The following is a 19,111-nucleotide window of genomic DNA, read 5'->3' on the forward strand; positions in this document are numbered from 1 at the left end:
CACGGGCGTGGGGCATGTCATCGTGCCGTCATGGGCGGGCGCTATCGTGGCGACAGCACCACTTTTAAAGGTTTCCCCACATGCTGCCATTGCACCGTAACAGCCTGATTGCCGCCGCACTGGCCTTGCCCTTGTTCTTGTTCCTGTACGCCACACTGGGGCACCCTAAACCGGTTGCCATCTGGAAGTGGATGGATATCGTCTGTGAAGGCGGCACGGCCGTCATGGCGGGCATCTGGTTTTTGTTTACCCTCAGCAGCCGTCCGCGCGGACTGGTGACGAGTTTGATCGCGGGCGGCCTGTGCGCCATCATGCTGGGCTCCTGGGCCGATTGCCTCGATGAATTCTTTGCCGTCGATAAGAGCGCCGTGTGGGATAACTGGCTCGAAGCCTTGATTCCGTTTGGCATGCTGGTGCTGACGATCGGCATGTATTACTGGCGCCAGGAACAGTTTCGTCTGAACGAGCACCTGCAAAAGCGCGAGCGCCTGTTCCGCGACCACCGCGCCTTCGACCGCATCACGCAGCTGGCCGACGCCAGCTATCTGCGCACGCAGATGCGCCTGGAGCAGGAGCGCCGGCCCGGCCTCGATTGCGCGCTGGTCTTGCTCGACATCGACAGCTTTCATTTGATTAACCGTGAATACGGCCACCGCGAAGGCGACCGCGTGCTGCAAGCCGTGGGCCACATGCTGCTGCTGAACTTGCGCAATGACGATTTGCTGTGCCGCTATGCGGGCGACCGCTTTGCCGTGCTGATGCCCGGCGTATCGCGCGAGGATGCGGCCGTGAAGGCGCGCCACCTGTGCGCCATGGTGGGGCAGATGCGCCACCACGCCAACGACAACCGTGAAATCCGCCTGAGCCTGCGGCATGCCTGCTCGCTCACCGATGGTGTGCCGGAAGTGGTGCTGGCCGAGCTGAGCCGGGCCGTGGAAACGCCACGCTCCGGTGCCGGGATCAGTGCCGCCGCGCCTGCCTGATGCCGCTGAACCAGCAGGGCGATCCCAGCATCGCGGCCCACCACCAGCCGGCGCTGGTGCTCGATTACGCGCGCAGCCGCGAGCTGGCTGTGGCGCCGCTGCTCAAGGGTACGGGTCTCGACGGCGGCGCGCTGCCGTCCGCGGAAAGCCAGGTCAGCGCCGCGCAATACCTGCAATTGCTGGCCAACGTGGCGCGCGGCCTGGACAGTGCCGACACCAGCTTCATGCTGGGCCAGCAAATGCTGCCCGGACATTACGGCGCGGCCAGCCACGCCTTGCTGCAGGCGCAGAATCTGCGCCAGGCGCTCAGCATCCTGTGCGACTTTCATACCTTGCTGTGTCCGCTGCTGCAACCGCGCTTGCGCGAAGCGGGCGACATGCACGTGCTGTACTGGGTCGATGCGTTCGGCGCGCCGAGCCAGCTGCCTTTTCTGGTGGAAATGCACATGACGGCGCTGGCTGCCATGTGCCGCTGGCTGGCGGGAGAGTCCCTGCCGTGGCGCTTCTGCTTCAACCGCGCGCGCCCCCGTCACGTGGAGCAGCACGAAGTGCACCTGGGCCAGGCGCTGCGTTTCGATTGCCAGGTCGACGCCATGCTCATCGATACCAGCTGGCTCGACAAGCCCTGGCCGCGCGGCAATGCGACGGCGGCCGCGCTGGCCTTGCGCGCGGCGGCGCTGGCACCCGTGCCCGCCGCCAGCCTGCTCGGCGCGCTGTACGACTATCTGCTGGCGAACATCCGCTGCGCGCCGACCCTGGAGCGCACGGCGCAGGAGTTCGGCGTCAGTCCCGCCACCTTGAAGCGCCACCTGGCGCGCCATGGCACGCATTTCCAGGCCGAACTGGACCAGGTGCGCGCGCACAAGGCGATTTATCTGTTCCAGGCGCATGGTTACGACAACGATGCCGTGGCCGCCTACCTTGGCTTTCATGATGCCACCAACTTCCGCCGCTCGTTCAAGCGCTGGACAGGGCAAACGCCGCAGTTGCTGCGTCACGCGCTGGCCTTGTTCGTCGCTGGATGATCGAAGGCGTTGCGCGCCAGCGCCACGGACAGTCGTTCCTGAGGGAACAATTGCTCGTTCTGCTACATCCATAGTACACTCGATCAGAGAGCGAACAGACGCGCTTTGAGGCGCTCCGGCACGGCGTCACGCGACGCCGCAATACCGCCATTTTGATGGCGGTGCCGGCGGCAAACGACCGGTGTGCCGTGCCTTAACCCAGCCTGGAATCTGGTGTCACCAGTGTGGTGCGCCGGGAACCGGGCAACTTGATAATGCTCAATCGTGTATTCACAATCGCAGATCGATCCAGTCGTCAGTTTCCGCAACACCCAGGGTGAGGCGGTGCGCGGCACGATTTTCAACTTGCAGCGCAATTCGCTGGTCATGGAAATCTACAATCCATACTCGATTGTGCAGGTCAGCGAGGTGCTCAATGACGTGACGGTGCGCATGGGGGCGAAAAACGCCTACGTGGGCAAGGCCGTCGTCATCAGCAGCGTCAACACGGGCCTGACCGCCATCGTTTCCGTGACCTTGATCGACGAGTGGCGCGAGCTGAGCGACGTGGTCGTCGTCAAGGGCGCCGTATTGAAAGAGTCCAGCGCCTTTGTCGCCGGCTGGGGCGAACGCTTCCGCATCCGCCGCGATTACCAGATCGTTGTCAACGAAATGCGCGCTTTTTTGTCGGAAGTGTCGCGCTGGGTCGAGCAGGTCGACTTGTCCGATTCGCTGCCGAAGGAAAACGGCCGCCTGCGCCCCGACATCTTCGATGAACTGGCCCTGCCGCTGATGGAGCAGACGCAGCTGTACCTGCGCCAGCTCGAGGTGGAAGCGTCGCTCGTCGAGGAAGAGCGGGCGCCGGCCCACCGCGCCTTCGCCCAAGCCGCGCTGCACCCCTTGATCCTGCGCGCACCGTTCGTCTTCCGCACGTTTACCAAACCGCTCGGCTATGCGGGCGACTACCAGATGGTCAACCAGCTGCTCGACGATCCACGGCAAGGGCCGAGCACCTATTTTCAGATCGTCAATGCGGCCTTCTTGCAGGCGGCCGTGGCCACGGCGCACCGCAACCGCATCGATATCCTGACGGAATTCCTGTCGCAAAAGGCGGCCGCGGCGCGTGCGGCAGGGCGTGTGTATAAAGTGCTCAACGTGGGCTGCGGCCCGGCCATTGAAGTGCAGCGTTTCCTGGAAACCTGTCCGGACGCGCAATGGCTGGCCTTCGAGCTGGTCGACTTCAGCAGCGAGACCCTGGACTGGACGCGCGCGCGCCTGACCACCATCATGCAGCGCACGGGAAGAGTGGTCGAGATCGATTACGTGCACGACTCCGTGCACAACCTGCTCAAGCGCCGCCATGGCTCGGGCGTCACGGGCTTGCCCGGCAGTTTCGACGCCGTGTATTGCGCCGGCCTGTTCGACTACCTGTCCGACAAGGTCTGTGCGCGCCTGCTGATGCACTTCGCCTCGCGCGTGGGGCCGGGCGGACGTTTGCTCGTCACCAACGTGCACGCGAACAATCCGGGCAAGTTCGGCATGGAGCATTTGCTCGAGTGGCATTTGATCTATCGCAATGAAGAGGGGCTGTCAGCCTTGCTGCCCGAGCACGCGACGGATCCGCTGATCTATGTCGATCCCACGGGCGTGAATGTGTTCGCGGAAGTGAGCATTCCTTGATGGACACTCCAGGCCTGCACGCTGGCTACACGGCCGTTTTGCGCGACTTCCGCCTGGAATTCAGCCGTGGCGGGGCCTATACGGGCATCGTGCTGATCCTGCTGGGCATGGGCCTCGATTCTGCCTTGTATCCGGACAAGCAGTCGGCATTCACCAGCGCGCGCATTCTTGTGTCCGTGCTGATTTTTTGCGTCGTGCTGGCCATGCGCACGCGCTGGGCGCAAGACCGCATCCAGGGCCTGACCTTTGTCTGGCTGATCCTGCCGCAAATCATGATCGCCTGGATGATCGCCGTCACGGAAGGCGCCACCTCGATCTATTATGTGGGCATGACCCTGGCCATCTATTCCTCGGGCATCGTGCTGGCTTTCGGGCTGTGGCAAAACATGGTCTTCGGCGCCATTTCCTGCCTGCTGTACGTGGCCGCCTGCGCCTGGCATGCGGGCGGCTTCGACCTGGCCGGCACGTTTGTCGTCAACTGCCTGTTCCTCATCATGTCGGCCAGCATCAGCGCCGTATTTACGTATTTCAATGAGCGCGCCCGCTTCATGCTGTTCCAGCTGAAGGCAGAAGTGGCGCAAAAGAATACGCAGCTGGAAGAAACGAATAAGAGCCTGGCCGATATCAAGGGGCAGATGCTGCAGCAGGAGAAAATGGCCGCCATCGGCACCCTGGCCGCCGGCATGCTGCATGAAGTCAATAATCCCGTGAATTTCTGCATGATGGCCATCGAGGTGGCCATCGAAGACCCGGCCGCCAAGCAAAGCGCGCTGGTCAGCGAATGCCTGGCCGACGCCAAGCAAGGCATGCTGCGCGTGCAGCACATCGTGTCCGACCTGAAAACCTTTGCCTACCGCAAGAGCGGCAACCAGCTCGAGACGGGACACTTCCAGTTTCGCAGCGCGCTCGACGCGGCCATCCGCCTGGTCGGACATGAAACGAAAAATGTCAGCATCAGCCACGACTTGCCGGTCGACACCCTGGTGCGCGGCGATGAGGCGGCCATCGTGGGCGTGCTGATCAACTTGCTGGGCAATGCCGTGCTGTCCATGCGCAAGGGCAATGCGCCGCCATTCGAGATCCGCATCACGGCCCACTGGGACGACAATCGCCTGCGCATCAGCGTGCGCGACAACGGCCCCGGCATAGCGCCGGAAAACCTGGCGCGCGTGTTCGAACCGTTCTTTACCACGCGCGAAGTGGGGCAGGGCCTGGGCCTGGGCCTGAGCATCAGCTATGGCGTGATCGAGCGCCACGGCGGCACCCTCAGCGCCGAAAGCGAGCTTGGGGTGTGGGCCAGCATGAATTTCGACCTGCAGCGCTCCGATTGGGAGGGCCGCTAGCATGGACAGCGATAGCCGCGCCAGCGTGCTGTACGTGGACGACGAAGCGCTTGCCTGCAAGTATTTCGAGCGCGCCGTCGGTCCCCGCTACCGGGTGCTGACGGCGCAGAGCGTCGATGCGGCGCTCGCTCTGCTGCAAGACGAGGCTGGCCAGATCGACGTGCTCGTCACCGATTACCGCATGCCGGACCGCCTGGGCAGCGAGCTGCTGCAGGAAGTGGCGCAGCGCTATCCGCACATCGTCTGCATGCTGGTGACCGCGTATGCGGACAAGGACGTCCTGCTTGAACTGATCAACGGCGGCTCTTTGTTCCGCCTGCTGGAAAAGCCGCTCGACCTGGCCGCCATGCAAACGGCGCTGGAACTGGCGGTGCAGACGGGACGCGAGCGCGCCGCGCGCCGCCAGGGCCTGGTGGCGATGGAAGAATCGCTGGCTTTTCTTGCGCATGAATTGAACACGCCGCTGGCGGCCATCGCCAATTTTGCGCGCGGCATCGCGCGCCGCGCGCAGGCGGATGCCGCACCGCAGGCCGAGATCGGCGAAGCGGCCGCCTTGATGCACGACAATGCGCGTTATTGCCTGTCCGTGCTGGCCAGCTTTATCGACACGGTGCGCCTGGCCAGCGCCGGGCCCGGCATGCAGGGTGGCCGCCGCGCCGGCAGCGCGCGCCAGTTGCTGGACGCCTTGCTCGACAGCTATCCCTTGAGCGCGGCACAGCGCGCCGCCATCACGGTCGACGTAGGCGACGATTTCTCCATCGCCGAGTCGCCCAATTGCGTCGCTCTGATTTTATCGTCCGTGCTGGCAAATGCCTTGCGTTCGGCCGGCGAGCAAGCCCATCCGGCGATCGGCATCCGCATCGACGCCGGCCGCATCACGGTGCGCGACAACGGCGCCGGCATTGCCCCCGAGATCGTCGAACAGCTGTTGATCGACCCCGTCAGTGCCAGCGGCGGCGAAGGCAAGGGCTGGGGCATGGTGTTTTGCCACCGCATGATGCAGTCGTTCGGCGGCAACCTCGATATCGCCACCGAGTTTGGCACTTCCACCACGGTAACCCTGAATTTTCCAGTACATATAAGGAACGAGCATGATTGACGCCAATCTGCGTTTGCCGGCTCAGCGTGAGTCGGCGCAAGGCTTGCCGACGATACTCTATGTCGATGACGAGGCCAACGCCCTCAAATATTTCCAGCGCGCCATCGCGCCGCTGGCCGACGTGCTGACGGCCACCTCGGTCGAGGAGGGCAAGCGCATCCTCGACGAGCAAGCCGACCGCATCGCCGTGCTGGTGTCGGACCAGCGCATGCCCGGTGCCTACGGCAACGAATTGCTGTCGTATTGCTGGGACCGCCATCCGCACATCGTGCGCATTTTGACCACCGCATATTCCGAGCTGGAGCACACGGTGGAAGCCGTCAACCAGGGACAGATCCACCGCTACATCCAGAAGCCGTGGGATATCGCGGCCCTGCGCATGGAACTCAAGCAGGCACTGGAACTGGCGCGCTTGCGCAACGAACACGCCCAGTTGCTGCGCGAAAAGCTGATGGTGCGCCAGCGCCAAGCCGTCGCCAACCGCATCGGCACCCTGTACGCCCTGTGCGCCAGCCTGGCCGGTCCGGAGCAGCAGTTGCCGGTGGAAGCGTATTTGTCGGCGGCCCTGACGGCCGGGGTCACGCCGCCCGAGCCGGACTGGCTGTTGATGGATTATGCCGACCTGGTCAGCTCGGAAGCCTTCCGCGGCACGGCGTTTGCCGCCGCCGTGCGCCAGCAGCTCGACACGCTCGAGCGCGAGCATCCGGGGCGCGGCGTGGAGCATGTGATCGACATGCTGCTGCCCGTGGTGGGCGCTGCCCTGCAAAACCAGGGCGGCACGGCGCTGTTTCTCGATGGACGGCTGTTGACGGAATTCCTGGAAACGCCGACCACGGCGCCTGTCTCGGCCCTGCACTCGTTCTGGCTGGCTACCTTGCTGTGGCTGGCGCGGCGCGGCTGGTCCTTGCAGCTGAGCAAGACGGAACTGGGCTTGCAAGGCAAGATGGTGCAGGCTGAACCGGCACTCACGCCGGACCACCTGGCGGCCTGGATCGAGCAGTTCTGACCGGGTGTCAAGTAAAACAGGGCCGCGCGGGCCCTGTTTCTCGTGGCGGTGAGCGGGCTTAGCGCTCCGACGCCGCCTTCAGGCTGTTCAAGCCTTTTTCAAAGTCCTTGCCGATCATGGTATCCATGCTGACGAAGACCGTCATGACCTTGCTGACGTAAGGGCTGGGGCCTGTCATGGTCCAGTTCACCCTGGTGCTGTCGCCTTCTGGTGTCATGGTAAAGGTGGTGGTGTTGTGGCTTTCGAATGGTTTCAGGAAGTCGAGCTTGATGACGGTGCGTTCGGGCTGGGCCGCTTCCGTGATTTCCATGCGGCCGGCGCCCACCTTGTCATTGCCCGTCCAGGCATATTGCGCGCCCAGGCCGTTGGCCGGACCCGTAAACGTGCGGCGCATGGCCGGATCGAGCTTTTCCCACGGCGACCAGGCGGCCCAGTAATGGAAGTCCGTGATCAGGGCGGCGATTTTCTCGGGCGGTGCCTTGATGGTGATTTCGCGCTGGACACTGAAGGTGTCGGGTTTGGTCGTGGCATAGCCGAGGATGGCGGCGACGACGACAACGATCAGCAGCAGGGTTTTTTTGATCATATGCTCTCCAAATCTTGAATGGTCGATGCGAACGAATCAAGGCAATCTTAGCAGATATGAATGGCTGTGCGCGGCCTGTTGGCCTTTATTTGCGCCAGCGCGTGGCAGGGCCGCATGCGGCCTTGCACAGGGGCGCACGGCAGGATTGTGGTAGGGCGCCCGCGTCCGCTAGAATGCTGGCCTGCAAAGATTTCAGAGGGAAATATGATTCAACGATCGATCGCCAGGCTGACTCTGGCGTGCGGCTTGCTGGCGTCCGCCTTTGCCGCGAACCTGGCGCATGCCGATGCCTGTCCCGCCCATTACGTCGATGGCCGCAAGCCGGAAATCACCAACCCCAAGCTGGACGTCGCAACCAAGGAACTGTGTTACAACGTGTTTGGCGTGATGCACTCGGGGATTACGCGCACGCCGCTGTGGTCGGCTGAGCACTTGACGGCGAACAACCTCGAAGCGGCGCAGGATTTGTCGCGCGAAAATTCCTTCCATGCCGAACGCAAGCTGCCCGCCGCCCAGCGTGCGGAACTGGCCGACTATGCGCGCAGCGGTTTCGACCGTGGCCACATGGCGCCCAACGGCGACATGCCGGATCGCCAGAGCCAGCGCGACAGCTTTACCCTGGCCAACATGGTGCCGCAGGATGCGCGCAACAACCGCTACGTATGGGCCGGCATCGAGGGCGCCGTGCGCAAGATGGCGAAGAAAGAGGGCGATCTGTACGTGATCACGGGGCCGGCTTTTATTGGCGGCAACCTGCGCAAGGTGGGAAGAGTCATCGTGCCCAGCCATTTGTACAAGGCCGTGTACAGCCCGCGCCAGCGCGCTGGCGCCGCCTATTTCATAGAAAACGTCGATACCAAGACGTATGAGGTGCTGAGCATTGCGCAACTGGAAGACAGGATAGGCATCGATCTGTTACCGTCGCTGACGCGCCAGCAAAAACTGCGCATGCTGAGTTTGCCCAAGATCAATAGCAAGTCCAGGAAATAACAAGACCGTCGAAAAGGAAATACCATGTGCGCAAAGAAATTCGTCCCGTATGCCAATGAAAGCGATGTGCTGGAGATTGGCAACCTGAGCATCGAAAACCGCATCGACCGCATCAGCATCAGCGGCGACATCGACCTGACCCTGGACAAGCCGGGCCTGGCTCTGGCGAAACAGCTGCAAAAACTGCTGGCCGACGTGGTGGCGCAGCTGGAAAAGCAGGAATTGCCCGACCAGCTGCCGCCGCCCGAGGTGACGTCGGTGGCCAATCCCTTCGAGTGACGCTGGCGGGAAGGTCTACTGTGCCGCTTTGGCGGCGCGATAATAGCCCTTTCCTGCTGATCTCTTCCGGCGCGTTCGCCACTGCATACGCGCTCAGGGCGATGGCGATGGCCGAGTATTGCTGCGCCGCGCTGAAAGGCTGCACCTTGTCATACGTGTCGAGCAGCGTGTGATGCACGCGCGCATAGTCGAAATCGCCGAGCACGGTAAATTTCGGCGTCGGCACGCCATGCAGGCTGAAGACGGCGTCGTCGCTGCCGGCCCGCGCGTTCATTGCCTTGCTGGCATCGCGCGGCACGTCATTGATGCTGGCGGCGAAGCCGAACACGGGGTGGACGTCTTGCAGCGCCCGTTCGACCCGGCCAAACACGGGTTGCCAGGCCGTGGGAATCGTGATGCCGTCGATGGCGCCGGGCCGGCCGTCGCGGTTGAGCATCATGACGATATTCTTCAATTCACCCGCATGCCGCTCGGCGAACGCGAACGATCCCTTGCGGCCGATTTCCTCCGCGCCGAAGGCGACAAACATGATGGTGCGGCGCGGCTTCGCTTCCGATAACGCCAGCAGGCGCATCGCTTCGAGCATGGTGGACACGCCGCCGCCATTGTCGGCCGCACCCGTGCCGCCATCGTAGCTGTCGAGGTGGGCGCCGATCAGCACGATTTCCTCGGGCTTGTCCGTGCCGGGAATGCGGGCGACGACGTTGTGATACGTCACAGGGCCAGGATAGAACCAGTTGCGGATGTCAAACTCCAGGGTGACGGCTTCGCCGCGCGCCAGTCGCTGGCGCATGTCCGTGTACTGTGGCGCGGCCAGCTTGATGTCGGGCAAAGTCGGCAGGGCCGCCCAGGTGGCGGGCGCGGCGCTGGCGGCATACAGCGGTTCCTCGCCGGACTGGATGGTGCCGAGGGCGCCAGCGGCCATCAGCACTTGCGTGATGGCCCTGGGCTTGTGGATGGTGCTGCCATCGCGCCCGCCGCCACCGTTTTCGCCGCCCGTCAGCACCCATTTGCCCTTGAATTGCGCGGCGCGCTGGCGCGCCTCTTCCACGGTAGACGGACCCACGATGGCCAGTCCCTGCTGCACGCCACGCGTGCCGGCCGTGTAGGCGGGTGTCGCCAGGCGCAGGGGCTGCGCCTGGGGCGCCAGCATCCTGCCCGACCAGGGACCGCGGTTGAAGCCGACGGGCATCTGGCCCGCTTCTTCCAGCTCGGCTTGCACGCCCCATTGCCGCAGTTGCATGCGTGCCCATTGCGCCGCATGCGTGTAGGCATCGCTGCCGGCCATGCGGCCGCCAAAGCGGTTGCTGAGGATGTCGAGCCACTCCATCGCGCGCGGCTCGCTGGTGCCCAGCGCCACAATCCGGCGCGCCGTGGCGTCGTCCGATGGCGATGATGCAGGCTGGATGACGGCATCCCTGCCGGACAGCGCGGCCAGGAAGGCGGGCAGCCTGTCTTGCTGGCGCGCCGCCAGCGCCGCATCCAGCTTGGCGGAACGGCGCCGCTTATCCTGGCGCAGCAGTGTTTCATAGGCGCCCAGGACGCCCTGCATCCCCGCCAGGTCGCTGGCGTCTTGCTGCCCGGCCTGCTCCGGGTGTTCGATCTGGAAAGCCATCACGCTGGCCAGGTATTGAAACACCAGCGTTTCGCGGATAGTCGCCTGGCTGGCGATGGAGAGCCAGCTTTCCAGCGCACTGGCCGGTAGCGTGAAGTCGGGAATTGCCTCGATCCATTCTGTTAGCCAGGCGCCGTCGCGCCGTTGCACGGCCAGGGGATCGCGCTGCGCCTGTGTTGCCATCCGCAGCACGCGCACGCGCTCGGCCGGCGTGGAAGGACCGCGCGCGCCGCCATTGGCCACGGGCGGCGCGGCCAGCAGCGCCGGCGGCACATAGCGTTCCTGCAGCCGCGTGCCGCTCACGGGCTTGGGTTCGTTCTCATCGGTTTCGACCAGGCGTTCGCCGCTCAGCACGTCGCCCTTGGCTTGCAAGGTCCAGCGTATCGTCACCTCGGTGCTGACCTCCTTGCCGTTGCGCCCAGTGCTGACGCGCTTGCCGCCGTGCCGGAAGATGGTGCCGGCGGGGCCGGCCGTGCCATGCACCGTGCGCGGCGGCGTAAGCTGGCCCCGTTCGTCGAGCCACGCGATCGTCGCGCGCAAGCCGCCTGGCTCTTCGCTAATGTCGAGTATGCCCGTGTCGATCAGGTCGGCCTCGACGCCATTCGTCGTGGTCGTGCCCGTCGCCGTCTGGAATTGCCACTGTCCGGCGAGGGAGGGAGCCTGGGCGTACAGGGCGCCCGGCAGGGCGGCAACGGCGAGGACGCAGGTGGCGTAAAGGCGGGGAGGGAACAGGTGCATGGATATCCTTGTCGTGGTTTTCGCTCGGGAAGAGTCGAAAAACAGTATGCGGATAACCAGATTGCCAAGATGCTACTTTCCGACCAAGGCCGGGATTGGCGGACTGAAGGCGGGTTTGGCCGTGCCGAAGAATAGATCAACCTCATCCGGCAAGCTGCGTCGGACGAGGTTGATCTGGCACAAACTTACTTGGCGAAGGCCTGCGCCGCCGGTGTCACGGTGACGGCTGACGGCTGGATGTTCAGCTTCATCGCGCCGATGACCTTGTCTTCATCAAGCAGGGCCTGCGGCTTGTTGCCGTCGTACTTGATGGGAGAAAACGCGTCGCTGACGAGCTTTTCCTTCAAGCCGGCCCCATCCTTGGCGACGATCACCACGGACAGGTTTTTTGCCGACAGATGCTGCTTGATGGCGCGGTTGACGTCTTGTACCGTCAGCTTCGACAAGCCGTCACGCATCAGCTTGGTAAATTCCGGCGTGCCATACCATTGCGAATCGAGCGCATATCCGAGTTGCTGGTCCTGCGTCGACGTCATGACGAAGACGTTCTTCATCAGGTAGTCGCGCGTGGTGGCGAAGTCATCCTGCGTCAAGCCGTTGTCGATGAGCTTGCCCAGTTCCGTCAGGGCCACGCGCAGCGCGAAGTGGGCGTTGTCCGGCGCCACGGGGCGGATCCAGATTTCGAACAGCTGCGCCTTGCGGCCCAGGTTCGGGTTCGGGAAGAACTGATACATGCCGCGCGGGAAGGCCTCGATGTATGCGTAATCGCCATAGTTCATGCCGCGCAGCTCACGGATGCGCTGGTACAGATAGGAATTCGAGGCGCGGTGCTCGCCCAGCCACGTCTTCGCCAGCCACAGGGCGGGGAAGTCCGGGTGCGTGCGCGTCACGTCGAGCGGCAGGCCGAAGGAGATGGCCGTCGCACGCGTGTTTTTCTCGATGATCTCCACTTCCAGGCCGTTTGCCTTGCGGCCCGCGGGTTTCACCGTGGCCGGCAAGCCGGAGCCGGCCGGCAAGCTTGCCAGCGCCTGCTTCAGCGACGCCGTCATGGCGTCGGAGACGTCGCCGGAAATGCCCACCTTGACGGCGCCTTGCGCATACGCGCTTTTCCAGAACTGTTTCACGTCGTCCAGGGTGATGGCGTCGATGCCGGCAAGCGTGCCCAGCACAGGGTGGCCGTACGGTGTGCCCGCATACACATTGGTTTGCAGGCGTTCCTTGGCGAATTCCTCTTCGTTATTGTCCTTCAGGTCCAGCAGCAATGCATTCTTTTGCGCATCCTTCAGGCGGCGGAAGTCGTCTTCGCGGAAACCCGGCGAGAGCAGCAGCGGCAGGGCGATGGCGTTGAACTGCGACCAGTTATCCCGGTGGATGGAGCCCGTAAACGTCGTCATTTCCTTGTCCGTCTGCTGGCTGAAACTGCCGGCCAGCGGGAACAGGGCCTGGTTGACTTCGTCGATCTTGCGTTCGGACGAACCACCGGACGCCACCATGGACGCCGTCAGCGCGGCCAGGCCTTCCTTGCCTTGCGGATCTTGCGCGGAACCGGCCGCGAACAGCAGCTTGTAGCGGATCTGCGGCAGCGCGGATTTTTGCACGAGCACGTCGAACTTCGCGGTCGAGACGGCCGGCAGCAGGCTGGCCAGTTTAGGCGTGGTGGCGATGGCGGCCGCCATCGGCTGGTGCGACAGGGTCGTCACCACCAGGCCCTCGTCCGTCAGGTATTTGCGCGCGGCCGCCTGCAGGTCGGCTGGCGTGAGCGTATCGATCAGGCGGTAGTACTGGTTGATGGTGGCGTACGAGCGGTCGAAATGCACGAACGACGCCAGGGTGCCGGCGATTTGCTCCGTGTTGTCGAGCGAGCGGATCAAGCCGTATTTTTCGGCCGACTTGGCGTCCGCCAGGTCTTTTTCGCTCACTGGCGTGTCGCGCAGCTGCGCCACGGTTTTCAGGATGGCGTCGCGCACGTAGACGGCGTCATCGATGTTTTTCACGCGCGCGCCCAGCACGGCCAGGGTCGGGTCGACCCGGTCCGGCGTCATGTCGAACAACTGGTCGACCTTTTGCTCGTTTTGCACCAGGCGTTTATATAGCGGCGAGGTGCGGCCGAACGACAGCGACAGCAACGTTGCCAGCGCGGCCTGGTCCTTGTCCTTCACGGAAAACGCGGGCGCATGGAAGCCCACGGCTACCCACGGCAGGGTCGGCGTGGGCCAGGCCACGTGCTTGTAGACGGGGCCGCGTGGCGCGGGTTCCACGGGCACGGCCGCCTGCTGCTTGCCACGCTGCCAGGCGCTCCAGTATTTCTCCACCAGCGCGATGGCTTGCTGCGGCTCCACGTCGCCGGCGATGATGATGGTGGTGCGCTCGGGACGGTACCAGCGGTCGAAGAAGATCTTCGAGTACGCGTACTGGTTCGGCATGTCTTCGATGTCCTGAATAAAACCCATCGTCGTGTGCTTGTAGGTGTGCGTCGTGTAAGCGCTGTCGCGCATCACTTCGAACAGTTTCGAGACGGGATTGGCGCTGTTCTTGTTGTATTCGCCCAGCACGGCCCGCGATTCCGTCTTGAACGCGTCTTCCGCATAGTCGAGGTGCTGGAAGCGGTCCGCCTCCACCTTCAGCACGGTTTCCAGGTCTTGCTTGGCAAACGTCGTGTGGTAATTCGTCAGGTCGTCGCTCGTGTACGCGTTCTGGCGCGCACCGGCGCGGGTGATGACTTCCTGGTATTTTTCGGGCGGATAGGCCTTGGTGCCGCGGAACATCATGTGCTCGAAAAAGTGGGCAAAGCCGGACTTGCCCGGCTCGACTTCATCGCGCGAACCCGTCTGCACGGGAATTTGCAGCGAGACCAGGTTGGGGAAGCCGGTCGGCACGATGATAATTTTTAATCCATTGGCCAGGGTCTTTTCCGTGGCCTTGAATGGCAGCAGATCGGTCTTGCTGGCGGCAGCGCTGTGGGCGGCGGCCGGCTTGACGGGCGCGGCGCCCAGGTTCGACGCGGCCATGGCCGACAGGGCCAGGGCGAAAGCGGGTAATAAAACGGGCATGATTCTTGACACGGGGGCTCCTTCTTTTCTTGGAATGTGGAAAGTGCAACGCCGCAGCATAGAATATTCACGCCGCCCTGCATAGGGGCTAAAAGTCGGGCCGCAGGATGCGTGTCGTGAGATGGCTGAGAAAATCGCGCCGGGTGGGCAGGAACATGCGGATATACACGATGCCGTGCGCACGGTCGTGGTGGTAGATCACGCGGATCTCCTCGCACAGGCGTTGCCGCACATCCATGCCGACTTCGCGGGCGGCCTCGACGGGCGTGTCGCTGTCGGGAAAGGCTTTCAGATCAGCGAATAATTGCCGGAAAGCGGCGCTGAGCTGCGCCTGGGCGGCGGCCGTGTGGCGCGCCTTGAAGTCGCTGCGCAGCGCATTGAAATCGGCTTGCGCGCTGTTCAGCACGACGATGCGCGCCATCTCAAGCCTGATCTAGGCTGGACAGGAAGTCTTCTTCGGACACCACGTCGCCGCGCGCGATTTCCTGGTTGCCCATGGCGATCAATTTCATGAACGCATGCTGTTCCTGCATCTGCCGCGCTTGCCGCTTGCCTTCCTGGTAGGCGTGCATGGACAGCACGACCATCTTCGCCTCGCCATTTTGCGTGATGATGATGGGCTCATCCTGGCCAGCGTCAAAGCTGTTGACGATTTCCGTCGTATTGGCCTTGAGATAGGAGATCGGCTTGATGCGTTCCTTGAGATTCATGGCGGCTCCGAATGAGATAAACTGCGACACGACCAAATATACACCAAATTTGGTCGTGTTACTTGGACGCGTATTTGCTGCTTACGTCAGCGTCGTTTCCGGCAGGCTGATGCGGTTGCGGCCCAGGTGCTTGGCGCGGTACAGGGCGCAATCGGCCGTGTGTATCAATTGCCCCAGTTCCGTGCCGGGGCCGGGCAGGGCCGTGGCGGCGCCGATGCTGACGGTGACGCAGGCACTGGCACTGGCGCCATCGGCGCGCTTGCGCGGCAGCTGCAGCCGCTCCACGCGCTGGCGGATGCGTTCGGCAACGATGGCCGCGCCCTTGAGCGACTGGTTCGGCAGGATGACGGCAAATTCCTCGCCGCCGTAGCGGGCCACCAGGTCGTTCGTGCGCATTTCGCTGGCCACGGCGCCGGCCACCTTGCGCAGGCACAGGTCGCCGCCCTGGTGGCCGTGGTTATCGTTATATTCCTTGAAATTATCGACATCGACCATCAGCAGCGACAGGGGCTGGCCTTGCCGCTGGGCGCGCTGCCACTCGGCCAGGATGGTGTCGTCGAAGCAGCGCCGGTTGGCCAGGCCCGTCAGGCCGTCGCGCGTGGCCAGGCGCTCCAGTTCGACATGCGCGCGTTTTTCATCCGTCATGTCGCGCAGGGTTTCGACGACCGCGATCAGTTCGCCGTGATTGCCATAGATGGGGCTGGCATCGACGGCCAGGTAGCGCCGCCGTCCCGTGCGCGGCATGTCGCACCAGTTTTCCGCGCACAGATTGCTGCCCGTGCTGCTGCGGTATTGCTGCTGTGCATGCAGCGCGCGCATGTCGCCGCCGCGCCCGGCCAGCAGCAGGTCGGCCAGGGTGGGGCGCTCGTCGTTGTAGAAGCAGCGGCCCGGCTCGCGCGTGCGCAGCACTTCGGCCGCCGGCACGCCCGTCAGCTGCTCGCAGGCGCGGTTCCAGATCATCACCTGGCCATGCATGTCGAGGACAAAGGTGGGCACGACCAGCAATTCCATCATCTTGACGGCGAAACCCTGGGCTGCATCGCAGGGCGCAGCGCTGGCCTGTGCATGGCTATCCGGCATGTAAACATCCTTCTTGGGGTGAATGGGGCTGGCTCGCTGGCCATGATGCAGCGCAGCGAGACGGGGGATGTTGATATTGAGCAATATTTTCAGCGATGCGCCATCGCCTCATCGTGGCAACCTGGCAGGGGCAGCGACACGCGCAAGGTGGTGCCGGCGCCGCTGAGGCTTTCGATGTGCAGGCTGCCGCCGGCGGCGGCCACGCGCTCATGCATGCCGGACAGGCCGCAACCGAGGCGCGGTGGCGAACCCGACAGCCCGACGCCGTCGTCGCTGATGCGGCATGCCAGGGTGGCGCCCGTTTGTTGCAGGCTCAGCTGGACATGCGTGGCGCGCGCATGGCGGGCGATGTTCGCCAGCGCTTCCTGCAGCGCGTGGTACAGCAGGGGGCCATGTGCGCTGCCGGCGGCCGCGTCGAGCTGGTAATCGCAGCTGCAATCGATGCCTGTGGTGCGCTTGAAGTCCGCCAGCAAGCCGTCGCACGCCGCCTGCAGACCTGCGTCGAGGGCGGGAGGGCGCAGGTCGTGGATGACGCAGCGCAGCGCCGCGATGCTGAGGTCGACATTGCGCGCCATCACGGCCAGTTGCCGCGCCAGCAAGGGCGCCGCGTCATGCGTGCTGGTCTGCAGCATGGCCAGGTCGAATTTCAGGGTCAGCAGATGCTGGCCCAGGTCGTCGTGGATGTCGCGCCCGATGCGCAGGCGTTCCTGTGCGCGCGCCTTGTTTTGCTCAGCGGCCAGGCGCGCCTGTTCGGCGTCCGCGCGCAGCTGTTCCAGCGCCTGCAGGCGCAATGCCAGGCGGCGCTGGCGCCACAGCAGCAGCGCCAGCGCAGCGAGCAGGATGGCGCAGGCCAGCATCAAGGGGCCGGACCTGCCATCCTGCGGGCGCGGCCCGGCGGCGTGGCCGGCGTGCAGGGAAGCGACTGCGATGGCCGCCAGGCAGACCAGAATGCTCAGGCGGTACGGCGGACGTATCCAGCGTTGCAGCATCTCCATGCTCCCCAAAAATGTTTTCCATCAGGCAATGTTATTACAGAAAATATATTAACTTGGGGCTATTTATATTGTCTAAACGCAAAAGCTGCGCAGTTATGCCCGCCAATGTGGCTTTCTGGTCCGCTGGATGCCGCGGCGGCAGGTGGCGGGCACGGCATTTGCACGGGAAGTGTCGTGGCGGCATATAATAGAGGGTTGTCAATCGGCTTTTGCGGTGACGGCGCATTGCGCCGGCCTCGATGCGCTCGCCCTGCGCGATGGCGCCAGCCAGCTCTTAGGAAATACAGTGACTTATAGCATTAAAGAGATTTTTTACACCCTGCAGGGCGAAGGCGCGCACGCGGGCCGTCCGGCCGTGTTTTGCCGTTTTTCCGGCTGCAACCTGTGGACGGGCCGCGAAAGCGACCGCGCCACGGCCGTGTGCCAGTTCTGCGACACGGATTTCGTCGGCACCGATGGCGAACTGGGCGGCAAGTTCAAGACGCCGCAGGAACTGGCCGCGCTGATCGACAGCCTGTGGCCGGCCAGCTACGCGCCGAGCAAATACGTGGTGTTTACGGGCGGCGAACCGCTGCTGCAACTCGACACGGCCCTGATCGCCGCCATGCACGCGGTGGGCTTTACCATCGCCATCGAAACCAACGGCACCTTGCCCGTGCCGGCCGGCGTGGACTGGATCTGCGTCAGCCCGAAGATGGGCTCCACCCTGGTGGTGCACAAGGGTAACGAAATCAAGGTGGTCATTCCCCAGTTCCAGCAAGACCTGGCGGCCTACGAACAACTGGACTTCGAGAACTTCTTCGTGCAGGCGATGGATGGTCCTTTGGCCGCGCACAACATGAAGCTGGCCATCGAAACATGCAAAAGCAACCCGAAGTGGAAGCTGAGCCTGCAAACCCACAAACTCCTGCAAATTCCTTAAATACTAGTATCAATACAATAATATGCTGACTATCACACGCAAGCTCGAATTCGACGCGGGCCACCGCATTCCCGACCACAAAAGCCAGTGCCGCAACCTGCACGGCCACCGCTATACGGTGGAAATCACCCTGGTCGGCAAGGTCATCGAAGCGGAAGGCAATTCCGATAATGGCATGATCATGGACTTTTCCGACGTGAAAACCCTGGCCAAGCAGCACCTGGTCGACGTCTGGGACCACGCCTTCCTCGTCTACGAAAAAGACACGGCCGTGCGCGACTTCCTGGCCAGCCTGCCCGACCATAAGACCGTCGTCATCGATCGCATCCCGACCGTGGAAAACCTGGCGCGCATCGCCTTCGAGATCCTGAAAGCGGCATTTACCGACCACTTCGGCACGGGCTTGCACCTGCATAAGCTGGTGCTGCATGAAACGCCGAATTGCTGGGCAGAAGTGACCGATGACTGAAACGCACGCTGGCGCGCAGGACGCGCGCTACATGCAGCTGGCCCTGGAGCAGGCCCAGCACGCATGGGACCTGGGTGAAGTGCCCGTCGGCGCCGTCGTCGTCAAGGATGGCGAAGTCATCGCCGTCGGCTACAACCAGCCCATCGGCCGCCACGACCCCACGGCGCACGCGGAAGTGATGGCGCTGCGCGCGGCCGCTGAAAAGCTGGGCAACTACCGCTTGCCCGGCTGCGAGCTGTACGTGACCCTGGAGCCGTGCGTGATGTGTTCGGGCGCCATGCTGCATGCGCGCCTGGCGCGCGTGGTGTACGGCGCGGGCGACCCGAAGACGGGCGCCTGCGGTTCCGTGCTGAACCTGTTCGAGCAGCCGGCCCTGAATCACCAGACGGCGATACAGGGCGGTGTGCTGGCGGACGAGTGCGGCGCTTTCCTCAAGCGTTTTTTTGCCGAGCGCCGCCGCGCGCAGGCGGAAGCGCGCAAGCTGGCCAATCCGCCGGCCTGTTAGCTAGGTCTTGCCAGCCATGCCAGCCCTCCCGGCTGGCATTTTTTATAACTGTTGCGA

Annotated in this window: 17 protein-coding genes and 1 pseudogene; 11 read left to right on the top strand and 7 right to left on the bottom strand. The window is 63.7% G+C overall.

Annotated elements, in window-relative coordinates:
• Nucleotides 1–80 precede the first annotated feature (80 nt).
• From ACPJXG_RS12915 to ACPJXG_RS12940, 6 genes are all read left to right on the top strand, one after another.
• Complete coding sequence (locus ACPJXG_RS12915; RefSeq protein ID WP_402718375.1) at nucleotides 81–983, top strand: GGDEF domain-containing protein; 903 nt, start codon at nucleotides 81–83, stop codon at nucleotides 981–983.
• Nucleotides 983–2,008 (top strand): AraC family transcriptional regulator ligand-binding domain-containing protein, encoded by a 1,026-nt coding sequence (locus ACPJXG_RS12920; protein ID WP_425254492.1) that lies wholly within the window; start codon nucleotides 983–985, stop codon nucleotides 2,006–2,008. The genes ACPJXG_RS12915 and ACPJXG_RS12920 overlap by 1 nt, the downstream gene beginning before the upstream one ends.
• 264 nt (nucleotides 2,009–2,272) lie before the next feature.
• Nucleotides 2,273–3,667 (top strand): class I SAM-dependent methyltransferase, encoded by a 1,395-nt coding sequence (locus ACPJXG_RS12925; RefSeq protein WP_035819223.1) that lies wholly within the window; start codon nucleotides 2,273–2,275, stop codon nucleotides 3,665–3,667.
• Nucleotides 3,667–5,010, top strand: a complete 1,344-nt coding sequence (locus ACPJXG_RS12930) for a sensor histidine kinase (protein ID WP_099402082.1) — start codon at nucleotides 3,667–3,669, stop codon at nucleotides 5,008–5,010. The genes ACPJXG_RS12925 and ACPJXG_RS12930 overlap by 1 nt, the downstream gene beginning before the upstream one ends.
• Before the next feature lies 1 nt (nucleotide 5,011).
• Complete coding sequence (locus tag ACPJXG_RS12935) at nucleotides 5,012–6,109, top strand: hybrid sensor histidine kinase/response regulator (RefSeq protein ID WP_225241410.1); 1,098 nt, start codon at nucleotides 5,012–5,014, stop codon at nucleotides 6,107–6,109.
• A complete protein-coding gene (locus ACPJXG_RS12940; RefSeq protein WP_051958603.1) occupies nucleotides 6,102–7,115 on the top strand; it encodes a response regulator in 1,014 nt (337 codons plus the stop codon). Before ACPJXG_RS12935 ends, ACPJXG_RS12940 begins: the two co-directional genes overlap by 8 nt.
• A gap of 58 nt (nucleotides 7,116–7,173) precedes the next feature.
• Here the strand turns inward: ACPJXG_RS12940 and ACPJXG_RS12945 are convergent, their stop codons facing one another.
• Complete coding sequence (locus ACPJXG_RS12945; protein ID WP_425254493.1) at nucleotides 7,174–7,701, bottom strand: SRPBCC family protein; 528 nt, start codon at nucleotides 7,699–7,701, stop codon at nucleotides 7,174–7,176.
• 204 nt (nucleotides 7,702–7,905) lie between these two features.
• Between ACPJXG_RS12945 and ACPJXG_RS12950 the strand changes: the two genes are divergently transcribed.
• Together ACPJXG_RS12950 and ACPJXG_RS12955 are read left to right on the top strand one after the other, a co-directional pair.
• Nucleotides 7,906–8,691, top strand: coding sequence for a DNA/RNA non-specific endonuclease (locus tag ACPJXG_RS12950; RefSeq protein ID WP_219309474.1), 786 nt, complete (start codon nucleotides 7,906–7,908; stop codon nucleotides 8,689–8,691).
• A gap of 24 nt (nucleotides 8,692–8,715) precedes the next feature.
• Nucleotides 8,716–8,970: a hypothetical protein gene (locus ACPJXG_RS12955; RefSeq protein ID WP_035819202.1), complete on the top strand. Its 255-nt coding sequence runs from the start codon at nucleotides 8,716–8,718 to the stop codon at nucleotides 8,968–8,970.
• Nucleotides 8,971–9,103: 133 nt separating this feature from the next.
• Here ACPJXG_RS12955 and ACPJXG_RS12960 read toward each other — a convergent pair.
• The 6 genes and pseudogenes from ACPJXG_RS12960 to ACPJXG_RS12985 form a co-directional block, all read right to left on the bottom strand.
• Nucleotides 9,104–11,323, bottom strand: a pseudogene (locus ACPJXG_RS12960) (M28 family metallopeptidase); the annotation flags it as partial.
• Between the two features lie 185 nt (nucleotides 11,324–11,508).
• A complete protein-coding gene (locus tag ACPJXG_RS12965) occupies nucleotides 11,509–14,385 on the bottom strand; it encodes a M16 family metallopeptidase (protein ID WP_425254494.1) in 2,877 nt (958 codons plus the stop codon).
• 76 nt (nucleotides 14,386–14,461) lie between these two features.
• The gene (locus ACPJXG_RS12970; protein WP_176389805.1) at nucleotides 14,462–14,794 is read right to left on the bottom strand and encodes a type II toxin-antitoxin system RelE/ParE family toxin; all 333 of its coding nucleotides are present in this window, start codon (nucleotides 14,792–14,794) and stop codon (nucleotides 14,462–14,464) included.
• Between the two features lies 1 nt (nucleotide 14,795).
• Complete coding sequence (locus ACPJXG_RS12975; protein WP_099377240.1) at nucleotides 14,796–15,083, bottom strand: type II toxin-antitoxin system Phd/YefM family antitoxin; 288 nt, start codon at nucleotides 15,081–15,083, stop codon at nucleotides 14,796–14,798.
• An 81-nt stretch (nucleotides 15,084–15,164) separates the two neighbouring features.
• Nucleotides 15,165–16,163, bottom strand: coding sequence for a sensor domain-containing diguanylate cyclase (locus tag ACPJXG_RS12980; protein WP_176389804.1), 999 nt, complete (start codon nucleotides 16,161–16,163; stop codon nucleotides 15,165–15,167).
• An 89-nt stretch (nucleotides 16,164–16,252) separates the two neighbouring features.
• A complete protein-coding gene (locus ACPJXG_RS12985; protein ID WP_176389803.1) occupies nucleotides 16,253–17,158 on the bottom strand; it encodes a sensor histidine kinase in 906 nt (301 codons plus the stop codon).
• A gap of 286 nt (nucleotides 17,159–17,444) precedes the next feature.
• On the opposite strand from ACPJXG_RS12985, the gene queE reads away from it, so the two are divergent.
• The 3 genes from queE to tadA are packed head-to-tail and all read left to right on the top strand — an operon-like array spanning nucleotide 17,445 to nucleotide 19,054.
• Complete coding sequence (gene queE, locus ACPJXG_RS12990) at nucleotides 17,445–18,080, top strand: 7-carboxy-7-deazaguanine synthase (protein ID WP_035819193.1); 636 nt, start codon at nucleotides 17,445–17,447, stop codon at nucleotides 18,078–18,080.
• Between the two features lie 22 nt (nucleotides 18,081–18,102).
• Nucleotides 18,103–18,549, top strand: a complete 447-nt coding sequence (gene queD / locus ACPJXG_RS12995) for a 6-carboxytetrahydropterin synthase QueD (protein ID WP_035819191.1) — start codon at nucleotides 18,103–18,105, stop codon at nucleotides 18,547–18,549.
• Entirely contained in the window at nucleotides 18,542–19,054 is a 513-nt protein-coding gene (gene tadA, locus ACPJXG_RS13000) for a tRNA adenosine(34) deaminase TadA (RefSeq protein ID WP_035819189.1), read from the top strand. Before queD ends, tadA begins: the two co-directional genes overlap by 8 nt.
• Nucleotides 19,055–19,111: the final 57 nt, after the last annotated feature.

Source organism: Janthinobacterium sp. NFX145 (assembly GCF_049810325.1).
Taxonomy (GTDB): Bacteria; Pseudomonadota; Gammaproteobacteria; order Burkholderiales; family Burkholderiaceae_D; genus Janthinobacterium; species Janthinobacterium rivuli.

What these genes read in the sequence shown, in the direction of transcription:
- ACPJXG_RS12945 (WP_425254493.1), bottom strand. Translation starts at nt 7,701, where the DNA reads ATGATCAAAAAAACCCTGCTGCTGATCGTTGTCGTCGTCGCCGCCATC.
- ACPJXG_RS12920 (WP_425254492.1), top strand. Translation starts at nt 983, where the DNA reads ATGCCGCTGAACCAGCAGGGCGATCCCAGCATCGCGGCCCACCACCAG.
- ACPJXG_RS12940 (WP_051958603.1), top strand. Translation starts at nt 6,102, where the DNA reads ATGATTGACGCCAATCTGCGTTTGCCGGCTCAGCGTGAGTCGGCGCAA.
- queD (WP_035819191.1), top strand. Translation starts at nt 18,103, where the DNA reads ATGCTGACTATCACACGCAAGCTCGAATTCGACGCGGGCCACCGCATT.
- ACPJXG_RS12980 (WP_176389804.1), bottom strand. Translation starts at nt 16,163, where the DNA reads ATGCCGGATAGCCATGCACAGGCCAGCGCTGCGCCCTGCGATGCAGCC.
- ACPJXG_RS12970 (WP_176389805.1), bottom strand. Translation starts at nt 14,794, where the DNA reads ATGGCGCGCATCGTCGTGCTGAACAGCGCGCAAGCCGATTTCAATGCG.
- ACPJXG_RS12975 (WP_099377240.1), bottom strand. Translation starts at nt 15,083, where the DNA reads ATGAATCTCAAGGAACGCATCAAGCCGATCTCCTATCTCAAGGCCAAT.
- ACPJXG_RS12950 (WP_219309474.1), top strand. Translation starts at nt 7,906, where the DNA reads ATGATTCAACGATCGATCGCCAGGCTGACTCTGGCGTGCGGCTTGCTG.
- ACPJXG_RS12930 (WP_099402082.1), top strand. Translation starts at nt 3,667, where the DNA reads ATGGACACTCCAGGCCTGCACGCTGGCTACACGGCCGTTTTGCGCGAC.
- ACPJXG_RS12935 (WP_225241410.1), top strand. Translation starts at nt 5,012, where the DNA reads ATGGACAGCGATAGCCGCGCCAGCGTGCTGTACGTGGACGACGAAGCG.
- tadA (WP_035819189.1), top strand. Translation starts at nt 18,542, where the DNA reads ATGACTGAAACGCACGCTGGCGCGCAGGACGCGCGCTACATGCAGCTG.
- ACPJXG_RS12985 (WP_176389803.1), bottom strand. Translation starts at nt 17,158, where the DNA reads ATGGAGATGCTGCAACGCTGGATACGTCCGCCGTACCGCCTGAGCATT.
- ACPJXG_RS12915 (WP_402718375.1), top strand. Translation starts at nt 81, where the DNA reads ATGCTGCCATTGCACCGTAACAGCCTGATTGCCGCCGCACTGGCCTTG.
- ACPJXG_RS12955 (WP_035819202.1), top strand. Translation starts at nt 8,716, where the DNA reads ATGTGCGCAAAGAAATTCGTCCCGTATGCCAATGAAAGCGATGTGCTG.